We start from the raw sequence: 22736 nt of genomic DNA, 5'->3' as shown, positions 1-22736 counted from the left end.
GCTGCGTGCAGGTCGATCAGCTCAATATCCGTCATCTTGCCGCCATGGCGGCCGCCGTTCGCCTCGGCAGCGTCAGCCGCGCGGCGGAAGCGGTGCACCTGACCCAGCCGGCCGCCACGCAGGGAATCGCCAAGCTGGAGGCGCAGCTTGGCCTCGCGCTGTTCGAGCGTCGCCCCGGTGGCCTGGAGCCTACGCAAGCCGCGCTTCGGCTGGTGCCGCGGGTGGAGGCGGCGCTGCGGCTGATCGGCAGCAACCGGGTTACGGCGGCGCAGCTCCGTGCCTTCGTCGCGCTGGCACAGCAGGGGAGCTATCCAGCGGCGGCGAAGCGGGCGGGGGTGACGGTCTCCTCGCTGCACCGCGCGGTCGGCGACCTGGGGCTGGCGCTGGGGCAGCGGCTGGTCGATCGGCGGGGGCGGGGCCTGGTCCTCACCCATCACGGCGTGCAGGTGGCGCGGCGGCTGCGGCTGGCGCTGGCCGAGCTCCGGGCAGGCGTGGAGGATCTGGGCGAACTGCTCGGTCGCACCTCGGGCCGCATCTCGGTGGGCGCGATGCCGCTCTGCCGGGCGCGGCTTTTGCCCCATGCGATCAACGCCTTCCGCCGCGCCCATGCGGGGATCGATATCCTGATCCACGAAGGCGCGCATGGCGAGCTGGCAGGCCCGCTTCGCGACGGCGAGATCGACCTGATGATCGGCGCGCTGCGCGATCCCGAAACGCTCGGCCCCGATCTGGTGCAGCTTCGGCTGTTCGACGATCGCCCGACGATCATCGGTCGTGCCGGGCACCCGCTGCTGACGGAGAGAGATCGGCTGGCGGCGCTGCACCGTTATGGCTGGATCGTGCCATCGGAGGGGACGCCGCTCCGCACGCTCTGGCGCAACCTGTTCGCCGCGATCGGCGGGCCCTTGCCTTCGGTGCCGATCGAATGCGGATCGGTGATGACCATCCGGGAACTGCTCCAGGCAGGCGACGAGCTCACCCTGCTATCGGTGGACCAGCTCGCGATCGAACTGGCGGCGGGGATCCTGGTCGACCTCGGCCCGGCGCCCGGCGCCGTTACCCGCACGATCGGGGTCACGCACCGCGCGGACTGGCGGCCGACGCGCGCGCAGGCCGGCTTCCTGGAACTGCTGCAAGCCTCTGCGGCAATGCTCTATACGTAAAAACTTATAGCCGGCCGGCGGATTCGATTGGCCGGCCCCACCTGCCTCGGCCATGCCGCCTGCCATGCAAGAAAGGATCGCCCTGATCGGCTTTGGAGAGGCAGGCTCGACCTTCGCTCGTGCGGGCGGATGGGAAGCCGGTGCGCGCGTGTTCGACCGCAAGACCGGCACCGCCGATGCCCCGGCGATGCACGAGCGCTATGCCGATGCCGGCGTGGAGGGCGCCGAGACGCTGGCCGAGGCACTTGGCAATCGTCCGCTGGTGCTGTCGCTCGTCACCGCGGATCAGGCGCTGGCTGCCGCCGAGGCGGCCGCCCCGTATCTCGCCCCCGGCGCCCTTTATTGCGACGGCAACAGCGTCGCCCCGCAGACCAAGCAGGCTGCCGCCCGCGCGGTCGAGGCGGCGGGCGCGCACTATGTCGATCTCGCCATCCTCGCGCCGGTCGATCCCGCGCGGCTCGCCGTGCCGTTGCTGCTGAGCGGTGCGCGGGCGCAAGCGGCGGCGGCGGCGCTCGCCCTCCTCGGCTTCCAGAATGTCAGCGTGGTCGGCGATGCGATCGGTCGCGCCTCGTCGATCAAGATGATCCGGTCGGTGATGGTGAAGGGCATCGAGGCGCTGACCGCCGAATGCGTGCTCGCCGCCGAGGCGGCGGGGGTGCGCGACGCGGTGCTCGCCTCGCTCGATGCCAGCGAGCGCGCCCGGCCCTGGGAGGCGCGCGCCGATTACAATTTCGACCGCATGATGATCCACGGGCTGCGCCGCGCCGCCGAGATGGAGGAAGTGGTCAAGACGCTGGAGGCGCTGGGCACCGGCGCCGCCATGACCCGCGGCACGGTCGAGCGCCAGCGCGCGATCGGCATGCTCGGGCTCGGCACCCCGCCCGAGGGGCTGGCGCCCAAGCTCGCCGCGATCGAGGAGAGGATGAAGTCCCAATGACGATGATCATCGACTGCCATGGCCATTATACCGTGCTGCCCAAGGCGCACGATGCCTGGCGCGAGGCGCAGAAGGCCGCGTTCAAGGCCGGCACCTGCCCGCCGCCCTATCCCGAGATCAGCGACGACGAGATTCGCGAGACGATCGAGGCCAACCAGTTGCGCCTGATAAAGGAGCGCGGCGCCGACCTGACGATCTTCTCGCCCCGCGCCTCGGCGATGGCGCCGCATGTCGGCGACGAGACCGTGGCGAAGGAATGGGCGCGGCGCTGCAACGATCTGATCGCGCGCGTCGTCGGCCTCTATCCCGAGACGTTCGTCGGCGTGTGCATGCTGCCGCAGAGCCCCAAGGCCAACATGCAGGGCTCGATCGAGGAACTGGAGCGCTGCGTCACCGAGCTCGGCTTCATCGGCTGCAACCTCAATCCCGATCCCGGCGGCGGCCACTTCACCCATCCGCCGCTGACCGACCGCTACTGGTACCCGTTCTACGAGAAGATGGTCGAGCTCGACGTGCCGGCGATGATCCACGTCTCGGGCAGCTGCAACCCGGCGATGCACGCGACCGGCGGCTATTACATCGCGGCGGACACGATCGCGTTCATGCAACTGCTCGAAGGCGACCTGTTCAAGGATTTCCCGACGCTGCGCTTCATCGTGCCCCATGGCGGCGGCGCGGTGCCCTATCACTGGGGGCGCTATCGCGGCCTTGCGGACATGCTGAAGAAGCCGTCGCTCGACGAGCATCTGATGCACAACATCTTCTTCGATACCTGCGTCTATCACCAGCCGGGCATCAACCTGCTGGCCGATGTGATCGACAAGAAGAACATCCTGTTCGGCTCCGAGATGGTCGGCGCGGTGCGCGGCATCGATCCCACCACCGGCCATTATTTCGACGATACCAAGCGCTATGTCGACGCGCTGAACCTGCCCGAGGCGGAGCGCCACGCGATCTTCGAGGGCAATGCCCGCCGCGTCTTCCCGCGGCTCGACGCGCAGCTGAAGGCGAGGGGGCTATGACCGGCCATACCGACATCCACGAATATCTGGCGGAACTGGAGGACATCCCCGGCACCCGCGTCTACACCGCGGCGCGGGCGCGGCGCGGCTACTGGATGAACCAGTTCGCGATGAGCCTGATGACCGCCGAAAACCGCGAACGCTTCAAGGCGGACGAGCGCGCCTATCTCGACGCATGGCCGCTCAGCGAGGAGCAGAAGCAGGCGCTGCTGGACCGCGACTATAATCGCTGCCTCGATCTGGGCGGCAACATCTATTTCCTCGCCAAGCTCTTCTCGACCGACGGCCTCAGCTTCCTTCAGGCGGTGAGCACGATGACGGGGATGAGCACGCAGGACTATCAGGCGATGATGATCGCCGGCGGCCGCAGCCCAGAGGGCGTCCGCTCGATCCGGGAGAAGCGTTGATGGCACGGATTACCGCCGGCGTGGCGACCAGCCATGTTCCCGCCGTGGGCGCGGCGATGGATCTGGGCAAGACTGCCGATCCCTATTGGCAGCCGGTGTTCGCCGGATACGACTGGTCCAAGCAGTGGATCGCGCAGGAGAAGCCCGATGTCGTGATCCTGGTCTATAACGACCATGCCTCGGCGTTCGACATGCGGGTGATCCCCACCTTCGCCATCGGCTGCGCCGAGCGCTATGGCATCTGCGACGAGGGATGGGGCCCGCGCCCGGTGCCGGACGTAATCGGCCATCCCGACCTCGCCTGGCATATCGCGCAGAGCTGCATCCTCGACGAGTTCGACATCACCATCGTCAACGAGATGCAGGTCGATCACGGCCTCACCGTGCCGCTGAGTGTGATGTTCGGCCAGCCCGAGGCATGGCCTGTCCAGGTGGTGCCGATCGCGGTCAACGTCGTCACCTATCCGCCGCCCACGGGAAACCGCTGCTGGCTGCTCGGCGAGGCGATCGCGCGGGCGGTGGCCAGCTATCCGGAAGACCTCAACGTACAGGTCTGGGGCACCGGCGGCATGAGCCACCAGCTCCAGGGGCCGCGCGCCGGGCTGATCAACGCCGAATGGGACAATCGCTTCCTCGACCTGATGAGCGGACCGCATGGGCCTGAACTCCGCGCGATCCCGCACATCGAATATCTGCGCGAGACCGGCTCCGAGGGTATCGAGATGGTGATGTGGCTGATCATGCGCGGCGCGCTGGGTCGCGACGTGCGGGCGCTGCACCGCCATTACCACGTGCCCGCTTCCAACACCGCGGTCGGGCATCTCGTGCTCGAACCCGTCCGCTGATCCAGAATTACAGGAGAGTATCATGCGCATTGCCCTGGCCGGTGCCGGCGCGTTCGGCGAAAAGCATCTCGATGGCCTCAAGCGGATCGACGGGGTGGAGATCACCTCGATCATCAGCCGCACCGCCGACCAGGCCGCCGCCGTCGCCGAGAAGTACGGCGCCAAGCATCATTCCACCGAACTGGCCGATGCGCTCGCCCGCGACGATGTCGATGCGGTGATCCTCTGCACCCCCACCCAGATGCATGCCGAACAGGCGATCGCCTGCATGAACGCGGGCAAGCATGTCCAGGTCGAGATCCCGCTCGCCGACAGCTGGGCGGATTCGCAGGCGGTGCTGGCCAAGCAGCAGGAGACGGGCCTCGTCTGCATGGTCGGCCACACCCGCCGCTTCAATCCGAGCCACCAATGGGTCCACAACCGCATCACCGCGGGCGAGCTCGCCGTCCAGCAGATGGACGTGCAGACCTATTTCTTCCGCCGCAAGAACATCAACGCCAAGGGCCAGCCGCGCAGCTGGACCGATCATCTGCTCTGGCACCACGCCGCGCACACGGTGGACCTGTTCGCCTATCAGGCCGGTAAGATCGTGCAGGCGCATGCGGTGCAGGGGCCGATCCATCCCGAGCTGGGCATCGCGATGGACATGTCGATCCAGCTGAAGAGCGAGAGCGGCGCGATCTGCACCCTGTCGCTCAGCTTCAACAATGACGGGCCGCTCGGCACCTTCTTCCGCTATATCTGCGACAACGGCACCTATATCGCCCGCTACGACGATCTGGTGGACGGCAAGGAAGCGCCGATCGACGTCAGCAAGGTCGATGTGTCGATGAACGGCATCGAGCTGCAGGACCGCGAGTTCGTGTCCGCAATCCGCGAGGGGCGCGATCCGAACAGCTCGGTAGCCAAGGTGTTCGATTGCTACCGCGTGCTCGGCGAGCTGGAAGCGCAGCTAGCCGGCTGAGCCTTCGTCGCCGCGCCCCCGCGAAAGGCGCGCGGCGACATGCCGACATGCCGCGCGAAGAAGCGCGAGAAATAGGCGGGATCCTCGAAGCCCACGGCGTCGGCGATCTCGCCCACCGACAGGTTCGAATAGAGCAGCAGCCGCCGCGCCTCGAGCAGTGCGCGGGCATCGAGCATGGCGGCCGGGCTGCTGTCCGCAATCCGCGCGCAAGCCAGCCGCAGCGCGGTGATGCTCACTCCCAGCGCACGCGCATGCACGCCCACCGGCTCCCGCAGCCGAAACCGTTCCTCGATCCGCGCCCGCAGCCGCGCGACGATCTCCGCCGCCCGACGGGTGCCCGTGCCGCTGCCGGCCGCCGCGCCGACACGGCGCAGGCTGCGCACGAGGATGGCAAGCAGCGACGCCTCCACCGCCGCGCGCTGACCGGGGGCGGACCAGTTCAGCTCCTGCTGCACTTCGGCGAGCAGGCCTGCGACGGCCTCCCCCTCGGCCATCTCCAGCATCAGCGCCCGGGGTGTGCGGAACAGCATCTCCAGCGCCCCGTCCCGGGTGGCGAGCTGGGCGAAATAGGCGTCGGCGATCGTGCAGACCCAGCCGCGCGATTCCAGATGCCAAGTGAAGCCATGGACGATTCCCGCCGGCACCAGCAGCAGCGCGGGTGCCTCGAACGCGACCGTTTCGGCCTCCGCGGTCATCGATCCGCCGCCTTCGGCGATCAGGATCACATGGTGGAGATCGCGATGAAGGTGCGGGCGGATCGTCCATTCGCTGGGCCGCGAGCGGTCGTCGAGGCTTTCGACATGCACAAAGCCCTCGGCGACGCTGCGCTGAGGTTCGCCATAGAGGTAAAAGGCCGGGATCGGGCTGCGCTCGCGCATCACCGGACTGTCGCATGTCCGGTCGAATCATCCAAGTAAAAGGTTGACCTCTCCCTCACGGTTCCTGGGCGACGGCGGCACCATCGCGTTCAACGAACGAGGATGGAGAGGCGCGGATGCGTACCCAGGTTGCGATCATCGGTGCAGGGCCCGCCGGGCTGCTGCTCGGCCATCTGCTGCGGGCGGAGAGGATCGAGGTTGTCGTCGTCGAGCGTGCGACACCGGACTATGTGCTTGGCCGCATCCGTGCCGGCGTGCTGGAGCGCACCGCCACCATGTTGATGGAGCGAGTCGGCATCGCCGACCGCATGCACCGCGAGGGCCTGCCGCATGACGGCTTCGCGCTGGCAGACGGCGACCGGCTGATCCGCATTCCGGTGACCGAACTCACCGGCCACCACGTGCTGGTCTATGGCCAGACCGAGCTCACTCGCGACCTGATGGACGCCGCTCCCGAGCGCGGGTTGCAGGTGATCTATGAGGCCACCGATGTCGCGTTGCACGATGTCGACAGCGACGCGCCCTACGTCACGTACACCAAGGATGGGCAGGCGCAGCGGATAGACGCTGCCTTCGTCTGCGGGTGCGACGGCTTCCACGGCCCATCGCGCAAGGCGATCCCCGCCAGCGTCGGCGCCGCGTTCGAGAAGGTCTATCCGTTCGGCTGGCTCGGCATCCTGGCCGATGTGCCGCCCTGCCATCACGAGCTGATCTACGCCAATCACGACCGCGGCTTCGCACTCGCCTCCATGCGCTCGGCCACGCGCAGCCGCTATTACATCCAGGTTCCGCTCGACGAAGATCTGGGCGAATGGCCCGACGATCGGCTGTGGGATGAACTGGCCGTGCGGCTGGGGCCCGAGGCGGCTGCGAACCTCACCCGAGGGCCGGCACTGGAGAAGTCGATCGCGCCGCTGCGCTCCTTCGTGTTCGAGCCGATGCGCCATGGCCGGCTGCTGCTCGCCGGCGACAGCGCACACATCGTGCCGCCCACCGGCGCCAAGGGGCTCAACCTTGCCGCGTCGGACGTGCATTATCTCTCCGAGGCGCTGGTTGGCCACTTCAAGCGCGGCGATCACGACGCGATCGGCGGGTATTCGCAAAAGGCACTCGCCAGGGTCTGGAAATCCGAGCGCTTCTCGTGGCAACTGACCAGGCTGATGCATCGTTTCCCGGATAGCGATGCGTTCGATCGCCGGATGCAGTTGGCCGACCTGGACTATATCGCCACGTCGCGCGCAGCCCAGACGACGATCGCCGAAAACTATGTAGGATTGCCGCTCTGACCATGCCGACGCTTCCCACCCGCACCATCGGCCCGTTCACCGTCTCGGCGATCGGGCTCGGCTGCATGAACCTCAGCCACGCCTATCTGCCGCGCCCCGATGCGCGCGACGCGGAGCGGCTGCTGCTTCATGCGCTGGATGCGGGGGTGACGTTCCTCGATACCGCCGCGCTCTACGGCTTCGGCGCGAACGAGGAGCTGCTCGGCCGCACCGTGATGCACCGCCGGGCCGAGTTCACCCTGGCGAGCAAGTGCGTGCTGGGCGGGGCGGACGGCAAGCGCGGGATCGATGGCAGCCCGGAGGCGATCACCCGCACGCTCGAGGATTCGCTCCGCCGCCTGAACGTCGAGCATATCGATCTATATTACATGCACCGGCTCGATCCGAAGGTACCGGTGGAGGAGTCCGTGGGTACGCTCGCCCGCGCGGTGGAGGTAGGCAAGATCGGCGCGATCGGCCTGTCGGAGATGTCGGCCGCTACGCTGCGGCGCGCGCACGCGGTGCACCCGATCGCGGCGATGCAGACCGAATATTCCCCCTGGACCCGCAATCCCGAGATCGCGGTGCTCGATGCCTGTGCCGAACTGGGCGTCGGCTTCGTCGCCTTTTCGCCGGTCGCCCGCGGGCTGCTGGCCGGCGGGGTGGGGGCCGACGGCGTGCCGCAGGGTGATTTGCGTGGGGGCATGCCGCGCTTTCAGGGCGAGAACCTAGCGCAGAACCTGGAAATGGCCGCGCGCTTCCGCGCCATCGCCGAAGCGGCGGGCTGCTCGATGGCGCAGCTCTGCATGGCCTGGCTTTTGTCCCGGCGCGACTTCATCGTGCCCATTCCCGGCACGACGCGGATCGACCATCTGGACGATCTCCTCGCCACCTTTGCGCACCCGGTTTCCGACGCTGCGCTGGCGGAAGTGGATGCGCTGTTCCCGCCCAACGCGGCAGCCGGTCCGCGCTATGCGGCGGAAGCGCAGTCGCAGATCGATACCGAGATTTGGGAAGACGAGCAGCTGGCCTGAGATCGCATGCAACTCTATTGCGAAAGAGTTGCAAAGACCGAGGGTCTGAACTAATAACGAGTATCAATAGCTAGCATTGGGCTGCGGTTTTCCCCCGCCGGTCGAGCCGGCGCGGGGGGCACCACACTCATCCACAGCTTCCACAGGGGCGGCGCTGGACAAGCCCCGCGCCGAGCGAATAGCGGGCTTGCATGCCAGTTGTTGCTACCATCATGAATTCGAATACCGGCGAACCCATCCAGAAGATGACGTTCGGCCGCATGCCCAAGCCCTGGGCGTCCTTCACCCTCTCCAACGGCGAGCTGGTCCAGGCCAGCCGCGTCGATATCGGCAAGCCGGCCCCCGGCAAGGTCGTGGTGCCGGTCCATGTCTGGGTCAGCCCAAAGAAGACCGAGCGGCAGGACGACTGACGGTCAGAGCCAGCCGCCCGTGAAGCCTGCGCGCTGCAACCCGCGACGAATATGCGGGTTGCGGCGCATCACCTCCCACACCAGGCCGGTGCGCAGATTCTCGATCATGAGCAGGATCGGCCCCTGATCGATCCCGAGATGGTCGCCATCGACCCAGCCGATCCCGGGCACGATCTTGCCGTGCTTGAGTGGCGCGCGCGTGGCGGTCAGCGTCGGGTTGAAGCTGTCGAGAAAGCCATAGCGGCCATAGATGCCGCGCCCGTAGCGGGCATGCATCGTCGAAACCGCGCGGGTCGCCAATTCCGGCTCGAACGCGATCGAGGCGGCTGCCGCCGTCGGGGCCAGCGTGCCGTCGTCGCGGTCGCCCGGACCGCGTGCCGAATAGCTGAAGAACTGCCGCACCCGGCCGTCCAGCGTCGCCTTGAAGTCGCCCGGGCCGTCACAGGCGGTCAGACCCCATAGGTCCTCGCCATAGCCGGTCCAGCCGCCGGGATTGGCGATCGCGTAATTGCGCTGCGCCCGCACCGCGCGGCGGCTGTTCTCGAAATAATCGATGCCCTTGGCAGCCATGTATCGATCGCGGATGCCGCGGAAGTCGATCCAGCAATGGCTGTACTGGTGGATGAACAGCGCCGGGAAGTGGAGATGGGGCTCGCCCCATTTGTCGCTCCACTGCGCGTCGAAGCGGGCGGTCCATGCGTCCCAGGTCTCGGGCGGCAGCGGATGGCTGGGCGAACCCAGCGCCAGCACGTAGAGCAGGAGCCCTTCGTTGTAGATGTTCCAGTCCGAGGGGATGAACCCGCTTTCGGGATGCCAGCCCATCGAGACGAAGGGTGGGCGCGGGGTGATCCAGGGCCAGTCGATCGCGGCGTAGAGCTGGTCGGCCAGGGTGCGGATCTCGGCTTCCTGGGGATCGTTCGCGTCGAACCAGCTCTGTGCGAACAGCACGCCGCCCATCAGTAACGCGGTATCGATGGTCGACAGTTCGGCGCGGGCGAAGCGGCGGCCTTTGGTGACGCCGAGAAAGTGGTAGAAGAAGCCCTTGTAGCCGCTGGCGTCGCTCTGCCCGTCGCCCTGGGGCGCGGTGGCGAAGAAGCGCAGCGTGGCCAGCGTGCGGGTGCGGGCCTGCTCGCGGGTGATCCAGCCGTTGGCGACGCCGATCGGATAGGCGGTCAGCGCGAAGCCGACCGCGGCGATCGAGGCGAAGGACGGCGTCGGCCAGCGATCGGGCGCCAGGCCGGTCTCGGGATCGGTGGTATCCCAGAAATAGCGGAAGGTGCGTTCCTGCAGGTCGCGGATCAGCGGGGCTGCGGCGGGGGCGGCGCCCGCGCCGGCGATCCGGGCGCCAGGCGTCGTGCATGCGCCCGCAAGACCCGCCAGCGCCAGCGCGCCGGAGCCGAGCAACTGCCTGCGATCGATCATCGTGAATCCTGAACAAAAAAACGGGGGCAGAGCAACGAGCGCTGCTCTGCCCCCAGAGGAGGGATCAGAAGGAGTAGCCGACCGACAGCTTCACGGTGCGCGGCGGGTTGCCGCCGACGCTGGTGCCGACCTGGCGACCCCAGTCGGGCGAGGTCGGGTTGTTGTTGAAGTCGACGAAGTTCCAGTCGTCGAACACGTTCAGCACGTCGACGCGGAAGCGCAGGCGGGTCTGGTCGCTGATGAAGCGGATCGGCACATACTTGGTCACCGCCAGGTCGATCTGGCGCCGGCCCCAGCCGCCGCCGACACCGTCGGTGAACTGCCCGACCAGGATGCGCTGGAACGGGTTGGCCTGATCGATGAACGCCTTCTGATAGGCGGCCGATTCGACCTGCAGCTTGGTCGAGAAGGCGATGCCCAGCGGCAGGTCGACGCTGCCCGCGATGACGAGGCGGTGGCGCGGCACGCCCGAGGAGCGCAGCGTCGGATAGTCGTTGATCGACGGGTAATCGAGCGAGAAGGTCTCGCCGAACTGACGGTTCTCGCTCGCCTCGGTGAAGGTGTAGGTTGCGTCGATGCTCCAGGGCGAGGCCGGGGTATAGGTCTTGGTGACCTTGAAATAGGCCGAGTCCGAAGCGGTCCTCAGGCCGTTGGTGCCCAGAATGATCGCGCCATAGCCCGGGGGCGGATCGCCGAAGGGGGCCGAGGGCGTGTCGGTTGCGCTGGCGGGATTGTCGAAGAAGAAGCTGCCGTCCTTGCGGCGGTTGCCGAGCAGAAAGACGAAGCCGTCCTTGCTGGTGATATGGGTATAGCCCACTTCCAGCCCGACCAGGTTGAAGCGGCCGCGCAGGCCCAGGCTGAACTGATCCGAATAGGGGGTCTTCAGGTTGTTATCGAGGAAGCGGAACTCGCGGCCGCCACCGGTGGTGCCGGCAAGCAGCTGTTGGCGTCCCGCTGCGGTGAGGTAGATCGGGTCCCAGGCGACGCACGTCGTCGAGGGCGTGCAGGGGTTCTGCGAGTCCGCGCCGATGAAGTTGAAGCTGCGCGTCGGGAAGGCGCCCTGGCTGACTTCCTGCTGCAGGAAATCGAACTGGTTGCGATCATAGGACCGGCCATAGCCACCGAACAGCGCGAAGCGGCCCGCCTCGTCGAAGCGATAGGTGAAGCCGACACGCGGCTGCCAGGCGCCGGTGAACGCCTTTCGGTTGCGGCCGTTCGAGATATAGTCGTTGATGTTGTAGTCGGCATTGACGAGGTTCGGATAGTTCGCCGGCGACACCGCCGTGATGTTTTCCTGCGTCGTCACGAAATTGAGATAGGCGGGCGTCCGCTCATAGTCCCAGCGCAAGCCGAGATTGAGGGTCAGGTGCGAGGTGACATCCCAGTCGTCCTGCGCATAGACGCCGAACTGGAAGTTGTTCGAGCGGACGTCCGACGACCCCGAGCCGGCCGGTGCGCCGAACTGGACGCGATACGGGATCGCATCGTTGAAGCCGGTCTGGCTGAAGGCGTTGACGTCATAGGTGTAGAGCGGGTTGGCCAGGTTCTGCTCGAGCGAGCGCAACTTGATCCAGCTGGCCTTGGCGCCGACCTTGATCGTGTGGCCGTCGAAGCCGGTCCAGGTGAAGTCGTCCTGGACCGTCCAGCCCTTCTGGCCCTTGTCCTGCTGGTTGCTGCCCGCGCCGAAGCGCAGCAGTGCGAACCGGCTTCGGTTGCCGTTGATCACCGGGGTGGCCTGGAACAGCGAGGTGATGCCGCTGGTGGCTGGCGTCGGCGCCCAGCGCGTATCCTGATAGGAGACGCGGAAGTCGTTGATCCAGCTGTCCTCGCTGCGCTGCCAGCGGCCGGTAAAGCGCTTTTCCTCGACCTTGTTGAGCGTCGCGGTGGTGGAAGCTGCGACGCCGGTGGAGATCTGCGCGCCGGACTCGTTACGATACTTGCCGGTGAACTCGATCAGGTCCTTGTCGGTCGGCTCGATGTCGATCTTGCCGAAATACAGGTCCTCGTTGAACCGCTGCGAGAAGCTGCCGAAATATTGCTGGTACTGCGACGGCAGCGCGCTCGGCGCGACGCCGTTATCGGGGCGCACGTCATAGGGGCTGTCGATGCGCTTGCCTTCGTAGGTGACGAAGAAGTGCGCCTTGTCCTGCACGATCGGCCCGCCCAGCGCGACGCCGAACTGCTTGTTGGCCGAATTCACCTTGTCGCGCTTGGTGGGGAACAGCTCGCTCGGACGACGCGACCGGAGGTCCTGGTTGGTATAGTCGAGGAAGCCCTCACCATGGAACTCGTTGGTACCCGACTTGGTGGCGGCGGTGATCGCGACAGAGCTCACCTGGTCGAACTCGGCCTTGTAGTTGGACGAGAGCACCTGATACTCGCCGATCGCGAGCTGCGGGAACGGGTTGCCGGCCGAGCTGTCCTGCCCGGTGATGCCGTTCTTGAGAACGTAATCCTTCTGGCTGACGCCGTCGATGAACACGTTGACCGTGCGGCTGTCCTGCGCGCCGCCCTGGATCCGCGACGAACCGTCGGCGCTTTCGATGAAGCGCACGCCCGGCGCGAGATCGGCGAAGGCGAGGAAGTTGCGGTTGTTCTGCGGCAACTGGTCGATCAGCCGCTGGGTGATGTTGATGCCGACCTGGCCACCGTCGAGCGACCGAATGCGGTTGCCCGTGACGACGATCGTGTCGCCGCCGGCCGGGGCCGCATCGCTGCCCTCGGGTGCGGTGCCGGCATCGGCGGCGGGTGCTGTGGGTGCTGCGGGCGTCGACAGGTCTAGATCGAGGCCCGCATTCTGGCCGACGCGCAGCGTGAACGCATCCGAGTTGCGCATGCCGTTCTGTAGCTTGATCTCCAGGCGGTAGGTGCCGGGGCGCAGCGACGCGAAATTATAGGTCCCGTCGGCGGCGACGGTGGCGGTGCGGCGGATGCCGGTCGCCACTTCGATCGCGGTCACCTCGGTCACCGGGTTGCCCGCCGGCGCGGTAATGGTGCCGCGCAGCGAGGCCTGGCCCACCTGGGCCAGGGCGGGGGCGGGGGCGAGCAGGGCACCGCTGCCCAGCACGGTCATCGTCAGCAATGCGGAACGCAATACTAGCTTGTTCATGGTCACTCTCTATCTCCCCGGCGGATCGGGTTTTCTGTTGTGTTATCGGTAGGTTGGCGGGTCGATTCCCGCGCGATGACGATCGGTGCGCGCCATTCGAGCGCGTCGTCCCGCTCACCGTCGATCAGGCCGACGAGGCGGACGACGGCGCGCGCGCCGAACTCGGCGATGTCGATGCTGGCGGTGGTGAGCGCCGGCGAGATCAGGCGGGTGAGCGGGATGTTGTCGAACCCCGCCACGGCGACCTGCTCAGGCACGGTGATTCCGGCACGCTTCAGCGCCATCAGCGCGCCGACCGCCATATTGTCGTTGGCGGCGAAGATCGCGTCATAGGCAGCGCCCTCGGCTTCCAGCGCGGTGATGGCGCGCGTGCCCGCATCCTCGTTGAAGTCGCCCTGCAGCACGCGCAGATCCAGGCCCAGCCGGGCGCACGCCTCGCGGGTGCCGCGCAGACGCTCCTGCGCGTCGATATTGGCCTCAGGACCCGCGACATGGACGATGCGGCGGCAGCCGCCGGCTGCGAGATGCTCGATCACCGCCACGGCTCCGGCAACGTTGTCCACGCGCAGTTCGGGGCGGTTGCCCTCATGGGGCGCGCAGTTGAGGAGGACCGAGGGCATGGACTTGGGCAGGTGGGCAAACAGCTCGTCCGAGGTGATTTGGGGCGCCATCACCACCAGCCCGTCGACGCGGCCGCGCATCGCGTGGAGCGCGGTCACCCCCCGATCGGCCTCGCCGTGCATCACCATCAGCAGCAGGTGGAAGCCAAGCTCCGAGGCCTGACGATCCATGCCGCGCATCAGTTCGGAGAAGAACTCGCCGTGCAGATCGGGCACCACGACGCCGATCGTCGACGACCGGGCGAGGCTCAGGTTCCGTGCGCCGGCATGGGGAACATAGCCGAGCCGATCGGCGACCGCGCGGATGTGATCGCGCAGTTCGGGGCGGATGTTGGTCGCGCCGTTCAAGGCACGCGAAACCGACGCAACCGACACCGCTGCTTCCCTGGCAACATCGCGGATCGTGGCATTCGGCATGACGTGCTGCATCCCCTCCTTCATCCAAGGTTGGCCGCTCGTTTTGCAGGTGGCGGCCTGAAGCTCTTGATGTAACCGGTTACATGAAGCACAAGCGGCTTGCAAGATTCATCGTGCGGCGGCCTAAACGCGGTCGTGCCAGTGGAGGAAACGCGTGAAAGACGGCCAAATTTCCCGACGTGCGATATTGATCGGCGCAAGTGCGGCAGCGGCATGGGCGGCAAGCCCGGCGCGCGCGATGCTGCTCCAGGCGGGTGCGCGGAAGCTGCCCGCGGCGGTCGAGTCGCTGCTCGCGAAGATGACCGTCGAGGAAAAGGCCGGGCAGCTCACCCTGATGGCGGCCGCATGGTCCGGCGGCGCGGCGGTGACGCTGAACCCGGCGGGTGCCTCGTCCAATTTCGACGGCCAGCTGGCGGAAGTGCGCGCCGGGCGGCTGACGGGCGTGTTCAACGGCAACGGGGCGGCGATGGCCCAGCGCATGCAGACGGTCGCGATGCGCGAATCCCGGCTCAGGATTCCGCTGCTGTTCGCGGCGGACGTGATCCACGGCTTCCGCACCGTCTTTCCGGTGCCGATGGGCGAGGCGGCGAGCTTCGATCCCGATCTCGCCGAGCGGACCGCGCGGGTGGCGGCGGTGGAGGCCGCGGCCTCCGGCATCGACTGGACCTTCGCGCCGATGGTGGACATCACCCGCGATGCCCGCTGGGGTCGCAGCGTGGAGGGGGCGGGCGAGGACGTGCTGCTCGGCAAGCTGATCGCGGCGGCGCGGGTGCGCGGGTTCCAGGGCACGAAGGGGCTGGAGGCGGCGGATGCGGTCGCCGCCTGCGCCAAGCATTTCGCGGCCTATGGCGCGGCGGAAGGCGGGCTGGACTACAGCACGGTCGACATTTCGGAGCGGACGCTGCGCGAGACCTATTTCCCGCCGTTCGAGGCAGCACTTGCGGCGGGGGCGCCGACGGTGATGGCCTCGTTCAACGAGCTGTCGGGCATCCCCGCCACCGCCAATGAATGGCTGCTGACGGAAGTGCTGCGCCGCGAATGGGCTTTCGAGGGCGTCGTCGTCTCCGACTATACCGCCGACGAGGAACTGATCGCGCACGGTTTCGCCGCGGATGCGCGCGAGGCGACCCGGCTCGCCTTCCTGGCCGGTGTCGACATGAGCATGCAGAGCGGCTTCTACATCCGCCACCTGCCGGACCTCGTCGCCAAGGGCGAGGTGCCGATGGCGCGGCTGGACGAGGCGGTGCGGCGGGTACTGGCGCTCAAGGTGCAGCTGGGCCTGTTCGACGATCCGTTCCGCCGCATCGATCCGACGCGGGAGAAGGCGCGGGTGCGGACGCCCGCGCATCTGGCGCTGGCCCGCGAGGCGGGGTCGCGCTCGATCGTGATGCTCAAGAACGAGGGCAGCCTGCTGCCGCTGCCGCGCTCGGGCAAGAAGATCGCGCTGATCGGCCCGTTCGCGGGCGGGCTGCATGACCGGGTCGGCCCGTGGAACGTCTACGGCACCGATGCCGAAGCCGTAGACTTGGCGAGCAGCGTCAGGGCGCTGGTGCAGGATCCGGCGCTGGTGACCGTTACCGAAGGCGCGGGGCTCGACGGGCCGATCGCGGGCGGGATCGACGCGGCGGTGGCGGCGGCGCGGGCGGCGGACGTCGTCGTGCTGGCGGTGGGCGAACATGCCCGCATGTCCGGCGAGGCGCAGTCGCGCTCCGCCATTGTCGTGCCACCGGCGCAGATGGCACTGGCAGAGGCGGTCGCAGCGACCGGCAAGCCGATGGTGGTGCTGCTCCGCAACGGCCGGGCGCTGGCGCTGGAGGGGGCGGTGCTGAAGGCGCCGGCGATCCTCGTCACCTGGTTCCTCGGATCACAGGACGGCCCGGCGATCGCCGACGTGCTGTTCGGCATCGTCGGGCCCTCGGCGCGGCTGCCGGTCTCCTTCCCGCAGGCGACGGGGCAGGCGCCCTATCATTACGATCACAAGCCTACCGGTCGCCCCAACCCGGCGGGGCCGCTGCAGGAGTACAAGACCCATTATCGCGAGTTCCCGAACCAGGCGCTGTTCCCGTTCGGGCACGGGCTAACCTATGGCGACATCGCGTACGGCGAGTTGGACATGGGCGGAGGCCGGCTTGCCGCCGACGGCAAGCTGACGGTTTCGGCGACGATCACCAACCGCGGGTCGCGTGCCGCCGAGGAAGTGGTGCAGCTCTACATTCGCGACGTGGCGGCGAGCGTGACCCGCCCGGTTCGCGAGCTAAAGGCCTTTCGGCGTGTGGCCCTGACGCCCGGCGAGCGGAAACGGGTGGCGTTCACGCTCACCCGCGCCGACCTGCTGTTCATCGGCCAGGCGCTCAAGCCGACGGTCGAGCCGGGGCGGTTCCAGCTGTGGATCGCGCCCTCGGCCGAGGCGGAGGGGGTGTCCGGCAGCTTCGAACTGGCCTGAGGAGCCCCTCGCGGCAGACGTCCTTAGGCATCGACCGCGCGGTCCTGCGGCAAAGCGAAAACGGCCGCCAGGGCCGCGAGCAGCAGGATCGCGGGGCCGGCCAGCATCAGCCAGCGGATCGCCGCGAGGCTCGCCGCCCCCTGGGACGCCCCCGCGACGAAGCCGTTCGCTTGGTAGATCGCCCCGATCGCGAAGCCGGCCGCCGCCAGCGCTGCTTTCTGGGCAAGCGCGAAGGTGCCGAAGGCGATGGCCTCCACGCGTACGCCGGTGCGTGCCGCGCCCCAGTCGACGCTGTCCGGCAACAGCGTCCATGCGGCGAGCCCGAAGCCGGCAAAGGCCACCTGCATGCCCAGCAGGAACAGTGTCGCGGCGCTCGTCCCGGGGGCGGGCAGCAGCACGAACCCGGCGGGCAGGGCGAGGGCGAGGGCACAGGCGCCAAGCCAGGCGGCACGGGCACCCGTGCGGCGGGCGAGGAGCGTCCAGAACGGGGTGGCGACGAGGCTCGCAAATGCCATGGCGGCCAGCGCCCGCGGCCCGGCGGGATCGTCGGTCAGGACGTAGCGGAAATAGTAGAGTACCGACTGAGTCGTGAGCGACGATGCCGCCGCGCCGGCCGCCGCGCCGAGGTTGAGCGCCACGAACGCGCGGTTGCGGGCAAGCAGGGCCAGCGCCGGGCCGATGCGGGGGATGGGCGCGGCGCCGGTGGGCGGACGGCGCTCGGGCACCTTCCAGGCGATCGCGAGGAGCAGCGGCACGCCCAGCGCCGCCAGTAGCGCGGTTGCCGCGGCATAGCCGCCGAGCGCGACGACCAGCCTTGGCAGGGTGCCCGCGACCAGGGTTGCCGCGACCGCGCCGAAGACCATGCGCAGCCCGGCCAACAGCGACCGTTCCGCGCTGGTCCCGGCCAGCCGCGTCGTCCAGGCGGCGTAGGGGATGTTGGTGAAGGCATAGAGGGTTCGAAAGCCGAGCTGCGCCGCCAGCGCCGCTTCCCACCCACCTGTCGGTGCCGCGAACATCGCGACGAAGGCGAGGCCGAGCGGCAGCGCGCCCCAGCCGATCAGCCAGCGATAGGGCCGCCGCATCCGCTCGGCGACCACGCCCGCGATGAAATCCGCCACGCCGTCCCACACCGCGCCCACCAGGAACAGCGCGCCGGCCAGCGCCGGGGCCAGTCGCAGCGTATCGATGTAGAAGAACAGCAGGTAGAGATTGACCGCCTGCCAGTAGAGGTTGAACGCGAAATCGCCCGCGCCGAACAGCAACAATGCCGTGCGGGGGGCGGGTGGCGGCACCATGGCGGTCATTGGGCGAGCGGTAACGGCTTCATCCCCGCGGTCTTAGCGCCGGCGCCGCCCCTGTCCACGCACGGGGTTCAGAAGAAGCGGGGGATCGGCCCGTCCTGCGCGGTCTGGTCGGGCAGGTCGACCTCGATGCCGTCAGCATAGCACCAGCCCCAGCCTTCCGGCGGGTCATAGCCTTCCATGATCGGGTGGCCGGTCTCGTGAAAATGCGCGGTGGCGTGGCGGTTGGGCGACTGGTCGCAGCAGCCGACATGGCCGCATTCCCGGCATAGCCGCAGATGCACCCACCAGCTGCCGGTCTTCAGGCATTCCACGCAGCCCTTGGCGCTGGGGCGCACGGCGCGGACGGTCTCGGCGGTCATGTGCGTGCAGCGGGTCATCGCGATCTCCTCTGCCTATCCTAGCCGAGGCGGGCCGGCACTTCCCCTGTACGAAGGTTGGGCATGACTCGCGCCGGCTTTTCCGCTTTCTCGAACGAAAGCGTCAAGACTATCCGGCTGCTCGAACCATCCGGGCCGGGCTAGCAGGAGGGCGACGCAGGAGGTTCCGATGGATCGAGTTACACCGCCCGTACTGAGCCAGACCGAGTGGTCTGCAGTTTCCGTTGCCTTTCAGGATGCGGCCGCCTGTGGTTGCGCCGCGCTGCCCGCCACCGATCGCCCGTCGCTGCTCGGGCGAGTTGCGGATGCGCTGTTCGGCGCGCGCCGCCCAACGCCGCTCGCCAATCCCCGGCTGGAGGCGATCCGGCAGTTCGTGTGCACGACGCGCCGACAGCGCAAGCCGGCCGAGCATCTCGTGCCGGTGCTTGCCGATCACGGCTTCAACCCGGCGCAGATCGAAGCGATCGCGCTGCTGGCAATCTGAGGCGCGACGACGATGGCCCATGCCCACGCCCATATCGGTCCTGAGCTGCTGGAAACGCGCATCGACGCCGGCCGCCACCCGCTGCTTGCCGACGAGCCGCCCGGCAATGGCGGGCGCGATGCCGGGCCCGCGCCCTATGATCTGCTGCTCGCCGCCCTGGGGGCCTGCACCGCGATGACGCTGCGGATGTACGCCGATCGCAAGGGCTGGCGGATCGATGCGCTGGATGTCGACCTGCGCCTTCTCGGCACGCCGGATGTGCGGCGTATCCGGCGCACGCTGACCATCACCGGTCCGGATGCGGCGGCCCGAGCGCGCCTCGCCGAGATCGCCGAGCGCACGCCGGTGACGCTGACCTTGAAGCAGGGTATCGCCATCGAAACCCAATTGGCGGAGCAGACGGCATGAGCAGTGAAGCAGGCCTGGATGCGGTGGCGCGCGATACCGGTGCCGGCAAGTTCCAGGTGGCGGTGCAGGTCGCCGGGGTGGCGCTGATGCTCGACGAGCCGGTGTCGGTCGGCGGGCTCGGCTCCGGGCCGACACCCTATCAGATGCTCGCCTCGGCCCTGGCCGCCTGCACGACGATGACGCTGCGGGTCTATGCGCTGCAAAAGGGGTGGCCGGTCACCGGCATCCGCACGCTTGCCGGGCATCAGCGTCAGGCGGGCGTGGTGCCGGCTGATCTGTTCACCCGGCGGATCGAGATCGAAGGCGAACTGGACGACGCGCAGCGCGGGCGTCTGCTGGAGATCGCGGATCGCTGCCCGGTACATCGTACCCTGACCGGCGGTGCCCGGGTGGAAACCGAACTCGCCGAGGCCGCCGCGCCGATCGAGCCCGCCGCCGCCCACGCCGCCGATCTGGAGCACGCGATCCGCGAGGATTGAGCGTCGCCAGCAACAAACCGTAACACACGTCGTTTTACCTCCGACGATCAGGGGGGCGGGCATCCTCGTGCCGGTGCAATATAATCTGACCGAAAGGTCGCGATCGCCCTTACCGGCGAGGGCGATGCCGCAGCGAACCAGAGCGGGCAGGGGCGGCATTTCGCCTATAGCGGCATCACCAGCCTGCGCTACAAGTTCAGCGAACAGGTCTCGACCACCGCCGAACTCTCCCTGGAGCGCGATCAGGATCCCGAGGGTCACGAAACCCATGCGCTGGCGGCGCTGTCGACCGCATGGCGACCGACCAAGACGCTGCAGCTCGATGTGCTGGCGGTGGCCGGGCTGAACCGTCATTCGCCCGACTTCCGGCTGGTGACCGGCGGGGCGATCCTGTTCTAGCGGCCTCGCGCGACCTCCGCATCTGCAGATCGCGGCTCCCGAGCGGCGATCTTGGCTTCCACGCAGTCCGAAAGTTCGGAAGAGGTTCGCCGCCCTTGGAAGACGCACGCTTCCACAAAGCTGCAGATTGCCGCTACCGCGGATGGATCCTGCCGGGCGTCTCTCGTTCCGCAATAGGTGACGGTGGCGCGCCGCAGCCTATAGTCGATCTTCGTCCTGTGCAGGCGTTGACCGGTCACTACGATTGCGTCGCTTTCTGACCCGCTCTCCTGCTGAGGGACGGCGGGTGCCTGGTGCTGCGCCACTGGGGCGCCAGATAGAAGCGCGATCAACGCTATTTGGTGCATGTCGCCGATCTCCCCCCGCTTTTCCTTTTGCTGCAGTGATGAAAGACGCCTGGCGCAGCTTCCCGGGTGCCATCTTACCGAGGGTGCCGACTGGGGCCGCCGGCATGCCTGAACTAAACCTCTCCGAGCTTCTCCAGGTCCACATCCATGCGACCCGCCTCCACGAACCGGGTGCGCAGCCACGAGGCGGCCGGGCCGGGCGGCGCGTCGCGGCGCCAGATCGCGCCGAAGCGGTACATGCCGCCGGGGCTCTCCGGCATGGCGAGGCGCACCAGCGTCCCCGCGACCAGGTCGGGTTCGATCAGCGGCAGCGGCATGTTGCCCCAGCCGATGCCCTCGCGCAGCAGTGCATGCTTGGCGCCCAGGTCCGCGAGCCGCCACGTCCGGGGGCTCATCACCGCGAAGTCGCGGCCGGCGGTGAGCGGTGAGCGGTCGGAGAGTACGAGCTGGACATGGTCGCGTCCCGCGCCGGGCGGGATCGGGTCCATCCGGCCGAGCGGATGGTCGGGCGCCGCCACCGGCACCATCGCCACCGATCCCGCTGCCTCGCATTCGATGCCGCTCATCCCTGCAGCCAGCGGGCCGGAGATGCCAAGCACCGCCTTGCGCTCCAGCACCAGGCTGGTGATCGCGCCCAGCGCCTCGACGTGGAGGCGCAGGGTGACGGTGGGAAATTCGGCGCGGAAGGCGCGCAGCACTTCGCCCAGCCGGCGGGTGGGCAGCATCACGTCGACCGCGAGGTTCACCTCCGCCTCCAGCCCGTCGAGCAGGCCCTTCACCTTGGCGCGCAAGCCATCAATGCCCTGCGCCACCGTCCGCGCCTCCGCCAGCACGGCTTCGCCGGCGGAGGTGAGGCGGGGCTTCTTGGTGCCCTCACGGTCGAACAGCAGCACGCCCAGCTGCGCCTCCAGATTCGCGATGCCGTAGCTGATGACCGAGACGGCGCGGTTGAGCTGGCGCCCGGCGCCCGCGAAGCTGCCGCTGTCCACCACGGCAAGGAAGATGCGGAGCTGGTCGAAGGTCGGGGTGCCGGGGCTGGACATTTCTATTTCCTGGAACGTTTGCGCCAAACTTATCCCACTGACTGGAGAAGTCGAGCCCGTCTATATGCCGGTCAACGGAGCGGCGCCGATGCCCGGCGCCCCCTCACAATGAGGCCAACAATGATCGAACTTCGCCCCTTTTCCAGCCTCGGCGGCGCCAACCATGGCTGGCTCGACGCCAAGCACCATTTCTCCTTCGCCAACTATTATGATCCGGTCCGCACCAGCTGGGGCAACCTGCGCGTGTGGAATGACGACACCATCGCGCCGCAGACCGGCTTCCCGCCGCATCCGCACCGCGACATGGAAATCATCACCTATGTTCGCGACGGCGCGATCACCCACCAGGACAATCTCGGCAATCACGGCCGCACCGTCGCCGGCGACGTGCAGGTGATGTCGGCAGGCACGGGTATCGCGCACTCCGAATATAATCGCGAGGACGAGACCACCCGGATCTTCCAGATCTGGATCCAGCCGACCCGCGGCGGCGAGAAGCCAAGCTGGGGCACGCGTCCCTTCCCGAAGACCGATCGCGCCGGCCAGTTCGTGGTGCTGGCGAGCGGCTTCGAAGGCGACGGCGACGCGCTGCCGATCCGCACCGATGCGCGCGTGCTCGGCGCCACGCTGCGGGCCGGGGAGACGGCGGAGTATCCGCTGGGCAGCGATCGTCGGGCCTATCTGGTACCCGCCACCGGTGTGGTCGAGATCGACGGTGTACGCGCACATGCCCGCGACGGCGTCGCGATCAAGGATGTCGCGGTGTTGAAGGTCACCGCGATCGAAGACAGCGAGATCGTGATGGTCGACGCGGCCTGAAACCGTAGCAGCGGGCGGTGCCGAGCACTGCCCGCTTGTTGCGATGCGCATTTGCCTACTGTCTGCATTGACTTGTGTCATGATGATTCAAAAAGAAGTTAATGCGGAATATTGGAACGGCGTGAAGCGTGCGCGGGTTC

The 22736-nt window shown here is 67.9% G+C and carries 21 protein-coding genes; 14 read left to right on the top strand and 7 right to left on the bottom strand.

All coding sequences use genetic code 11. The features are described from left to right. The first annotated feature begins 5 nt into the window (after positions 1–5). The 6 genes from KK7_RS0102390 (at position 6) to KK7_RS0102365 (ending at position 5338) form a co-directional block, all read left to right on the top strand. The gene (locus KK7_RS0102390) at positions 6–1163 is read left to right on the top strand and encodes a LysR family transcriptional regulator (protein WP_010543046.1); all 1158 of its coding nucleotides are present in this window, start codon (positions 6–8) and stop codon (positions 1161–1163) included. 64 nt (positions 1164–1227) lie between these two features. Further along, complete coding sequence (locus tag KK7_RS0102385; RefSeq protein WP_010543045.1) at positions 1228–2100, top strand: DUF1932 domain-containing protein; 873 nt, start codon at positions 1228–1230, stop codon at positions 2098–2100. After that, on the top strand, positions 2097–3122 hold the full coding sequence (locus tag KK7_RS0102380; protein WP_029622675.1) for an amidohydrolase family protein: 1026 nt from the start codon (positions 2097–2099) through the stop codon (positions 3120–3122). Before KK7_RS0102385 ends, KK7_RS0102380 begins: the two co-directional genes overlap by 4 nt. Continuing rightward, positions 3119–3529, top strand: a complete 411-nt coding sequence (gene ligA, locus KK7_RS0102375; RefSeq protein ID WP_010543043.1) for a protocatechuate 4,5-dioxygenase subunit alpha — start codon at positions 3119–3121, stop codon at positions 3527–3529. The genes KK7_RS0102380 and ligA overlap by 4 nt, the downstream gene beginning before the upstream one ends. Then, positions 3529–4374: a class III extradiol dioxygenase subunit beta gene (locus tag KK7_RS0102370; RefSeq protein ID WP_010543042.1), complete on the top strand. Its 846-nt coding sequence runs from the start codon at positions 3529–3531 to the stop codon at positions 4372–4374. The genes ligA and KK7_RS0102370 overlap by 1 nt, the downstream gene beginning before the upstream one ends. 22 nt (positions 4375–4396) lie before the next feature. Next, a complete protein-coding gene (locus KK7_RS0102365) occupies positions 4397–5338 on the top strand; it encodes a Gfo/Idh/MocA family oxidoreductase (protein WP_010543041.1) in 942 nt (313 codons plus the stop codon). Here the strand turns inward: KK7_RS0102365 and KK7_RS0102360 are convergent. Then, positions 5296–6216: a helix-turn-helix domain-containing protein gene (locus KK7_RS0102360; RefSeq protein WP_010543040.1), complete on the bottom strand. Its 921-nt coding sequence runs from the start codon at positions 6214–6216 to the stop codon at positions 5296–5298. The genes KK7_RS0102365 and KK7_RS0102360 overlap by 43 nt on opposite strands. Before the next feature lie 116 nt (positions 6217–6332). Here KK7_RS0102360 and pobA point away from each other — a divergent pair, with 116 nt between their 5' ends. The 3 genes from pobA to KK7_RS0102345 all read left to right on the top strand — a co-directional run bounded on the left by pobA (position 6333) and on the right by KK7_RS0102345 (position 8925). After that, a complete protein-coding gene (pobA, locus tag KK7_RS0102355; protein WP_010543039.1) occupies positions 6333–7502 on the top strand; it encodes a 4-hydroxybenzoate 3-monooxygenase in 1170 nt (389 codons plus the stop codon). A gap of 2 nt (positions 7503–7504) precedes the next feature. Continuing rightward, a complete protein-coding gene (locus tag KK7_RS0102350) occupies positions 7505–8515 on the top strand; it encodes an aldo/keto reductase (RefSeq protein ID WP_010543038.1) in 1011 nt (336 codons plus the stop codon). Positions 8516–8706: 191 nt separating this feature from the next. After that, positions 8707–8925 carry a hypothetical protein gene (locus KK7_RS0102345; protein WP_083836026.1) on the top strand — a complete coding sequence of 73 codons (219 nt, stop codon included), beginning with the start codon at positions 8707–8709 and terminating at the stop codon, positions 8923–8925. Positions 8926–8928: 3 nt separating this feature from the next. Here KK7_RS0102345 and KK7_RS0102340 read toward each other — a convergent pair whose 3' ends face one another. The 3 genes from KK7_RS0102340 to KK7_RS0102330 all read right to left on the bottom strand — a co-directional run bounded on the left by KK7_RS0102340 (position 8929) and on the right by KK7_RS0102330 (position 14505). Next, on the bottom strand, positions 8929–10347 hold the full coding sequence (locus KK7_RS0102340) for a glucoamylase family protein (protein WP_010543036.1): 1419 nt from the start codon (positions 10345–10347) through the stop codon (positions 8929–8931). Between the two features lie 64 nt (positions 10348–10411). Continuing rightward, on the bottom strand, positions 10412–13456 hold the full coding sequence (locus KK7_RS19975; RefSeq protein ID WP_100207491.1) for a TonB-dependent receptor: 3045 nt from the start codon (positions 13454–13456) through the stop codon (positions 10412–10414). 2 nt (positions 13457–13458) lie between these two features. Continuing rightward, positions 13459–14505 carry a LacI family DNA-binding transcriptional regulator gene (locus KK7_RS0102330; protein WP_010543034.1) on the bottom strand — a complete coding sequence of 349 codons (1047 nt, stop codon included), beginning with the start codon at positions 14503–14505 and terminating at the stop codon, positions 13459–13461. A gap of 226 nt (positions 14506–14731) precedes the next feature. Here KK7_RS0102330 and KK7_RS0102325 point away from each other — a divergent pair, with 226 nt between their 5' ends. After that, the gene (locus tag KK7_RS0102325) at positions 14732–16936 is read left to right on the top strand and encodes a glycoside hydrolase family 3 N-terminal domain-containing protein (protein ID WP_010543033.1); all 2205 of its coding nucleotides are present in this window, start codon (positions 14732–14734) and stop codon (positions 16934–16936) included. A gap of 23 nt (positions 16937–16959) precedes the next feature. On the opposite strand, the gene KK7_RS0102320 is transcribed toward KK7_RS0102325, so the two are convergent. Further along, the gene (locus KK7_RS0102320; protein ID WP_010543032.1) at positions 16960–18240 is read right to left on the bottom strand and encodes an MFS transporter; all 1281 of its coding nucleotides are present in this window, start codon (positions 18238–18240) and stop codon (positions 16960–16962) included. A 68-nt stretch (positions 18241–18308) separates the two neighbouring features. Further along, entirely contained in the window at positions 18309–18617 is a 309-nt protein-coding gene (locus tag KK7_RS0102315; protein ID WP_010543031.1) for a UBP-type zinc finger domain-containing protein, read from the bottom strand. Between the two features lie 169 nt (positions 18618–18786). On the opposite strand from KK7_RS0102315, the gene KK7_RS19970 reads away from it, so the two are divergent. From KK7_RS19970 to KK7_RS0102300, 3 genes are read left to right on the top strand one after another with little or no spacing between them, the layout of a single operon-like run. Further along, positions 18787–19101 carry a hypothetical protein gene (locus tag KK7_RS19970; protein ID WP_010543030.1) on the top strand — a complete coding sequence of 105 codons (315 nt, stop codon included), beginning with the start codon at positions 18787–18789 and terminating at the stop codon, positions 19099–19101. Positions 19102–19113: 12 nt separating this feature from the next. Next, complete coding sequence (locus KK7_RS0102305) at positions 19114–19509, top strand: OsmC family protein (protein ID WP_010543029.1); 396 nt, start codon at positions 19114–19116, stop codon at positions 19507–19509. Beyond that, positions 19506–19988, top strand: coding sequence for an OsmC family protein (locus tag KK7_RS0102300; RefSeq protein ID WP_010543028.1), 483 nt, complete (start codon positions 19506–19508; stop codon positions 19986–19988). Before KK7_RS0102305 ends, KK7_RS0102300 begins: the two co-directional genes overlap by 4 nt. 859 nt (positions 19989–20847) lie before the next feature. Here the strand turns inward: KK7_RS0102300 and KK7_RS0102295 are convergent. Further along, the gene (locus KK7_RS0102295; RefSeq protein WP_010543026.1) at positions 20848–21777 is read right to left on the bottom strand and encodes a LysR family transcriptional regulator; all 930 of its coding nucleotides are present in this window, start codon (positions 21775–21777) and stop codon (positions 20848–20850) included. A gap of 120 nt (positions 21778–21897) precedes the next feature. On the opposite strand from KK7_RS0102295, the gene KK7_RS0102290 reads away from it, so the two are divergent. Next, the gene (locus tag KK7_RS0102290; RefSeq protein WP_010543025.1) at positions 21898–22596 is read left to right on the top strand and encodes a pirin family protein; all 699 of its coding nucleotides are present in this window, start codon (positions 21898–21900) and stop codon (positions 22594–22596) included. Positions 22597–22736 lie beyond the last annotated feature (140 nt).

It is taken from the genome of Sphingomonas elodea ATCC 31461, from assembly GCF_000226955.1.
Classification (GTDB): Bacteria; Pseudomonadota; Alphaproteobacteria; order Sphingomonadales; family Sphingomonadaceae; genus Sphingomonas; species Sphingomonas elodea.
The sequence above is the reverse complement of the archived record's forward strand: the minus strand, read 5'-3'. Positions and strand labels throughout refer to the sequence as shown.

Excerpts from the sequence above, each read along its gene's own strand:
- KK7_RS0102385 (WP_010543045.1), top strand. The coding sequence starts at position 1,228 with ATGCAAGAAAGGATCGCCCTGATCGGCTTTGGAGAGGCAGGCTCGACC.
- KK7_RS0102370 (WP_010543042.1), top strand. The coding sequence starts at position 3,529 with ATGGCACGGATTACCGCCGGCGTGGCGACCAGCCATGTTCCCGCCGTG.
- KK7_RS0102340 (WP_010543036.1), bottom strand. The coding sequence starts at position 10,347 with ATGATCGATCGCAGGCAGTTGCTCGGCTCCGGCGCGCTGGCGCTGGCG.
- KK7_RS0102345 (WP_083836026.1), top strand. The coding sequence starts at position 8,707 with ATGCCAGTTGTTGCTACCATCATGAATTCGAATACCGGCGAACCCATC.
- KK7_RS19970 (WP_010543030.1), top strand. The coding sequence starts at position 18,787 with ATGGATCGAGTTACACCGCCCGTACTGAGCCAGACCGAGTGGTCTGCA.
- KK7_RS0102320 (WP_010543032.1), bottom strand. The coding sequence starts at position 18,240 with ATGACCGCCATGGTGCCGCCACCCGCCCCCCGCACGGCATTGTTGCTG.
- KK7_RS0102380 (WP_029622675.1), top strand. The coding sequence starts at position 2,097 with ATGACGATGATCATCGACTGCCATGGCCATTATACCGTGCTGCCCAAG.
- ligA (WP_010543043.1), top strand. The coding sequence starts at position 3,119 with ATGACCGGCCATACCGACATCCACGAATATCTGGCGGAACTGGAGGAC.
- KK7_RS0102330 (WP_010543034.1), bottom strand. The coding sequence starts at position 14,505 with ATGCAGCACGTCATGCCGAATGCCACGATCCGCGATGTTGCCAGGGAA.
- KK7_RS0102365 (WP_010543041.1), top strand. The coding sequence starts at position 4,397 with ATGCGCATTGCCCTGGCCGGTGCCGGCGCGTTCGGCGAAAAGCATCTC.
- KK7_RS0102305 (WP_010543029.1), top strand. The coding sequence starts at position 19,114 with ATGGCCCATGCCCACGCCCATATCGGTCCTGAGCTGCTGGAAACGCGC.
- KK7_RS0102290 (WP_010543025.1), top strand. The coding sequence starts at position 21,898 with ATGATCGAACTTCGCCCCTTTTCCAGCCTCGGCGGCGCCAACCATGGC.
- pobA (WP_010543039.1), top strand. The coding sequence starts at position 6,333 with ATGCGTACCCAGGTTGCGATCATCGGTGCAGGGCCCGCCGGGCTGCTG.
- KK7_RS0102300 (WP_010543028.1), top strand. The coding sequence starts at position 19,506 with ATGAGCAGTGAAGCAGGCCTGGATGCGGTGGCGCGCGATACCGGTGCC.
- KK7_RS0102295 (WP_010543026.1), bottom strand. The coding sequence starts at position 21,777 with ATGTCCAGCCCCGGCACCCCGACCTTCGACCAGCTCCGCATCTTCCTT.
- KK7_RS0102360 (WP_010543040.1), bottom strand. The coding sequence starts at position 6,216 with ATGCGCGAGCGCAGCCCGATCCCGGCCTTTTACCTCTATGGCGAACCT.
- KK7_RS19975 (WP_100207491.1), bottom strand. The coding sequence starts at position 13,456 with ATGAACAAGCTAGTATTGCGTTCCGCATTGCTGACGATGACCGTGCTG.
- KK7_RS0102325 (WP_010543033.1), top strand. The coding sequence starts at position 14,732 with ATGCTGCTCCAGGCGGGTGCGCGGAAGCTGCCCGCGGCGGTCGAGTCG.
- KK7_RS0102315 (WP_010543031.1), bottom strand. The coding sequence starts at position 18,617 with ATGACCCGCTGCACGCACATGACCGCCGAGACCGTCCGCGCCGTGCGC.
- KK7_RS0102350 (WP_010543038.1), top strand. The coding sequence starts at position 7,505 with ATGCCGACGCTTCCCACCCGCACCATCGGCCCGTTCACCGTCTCGGCG.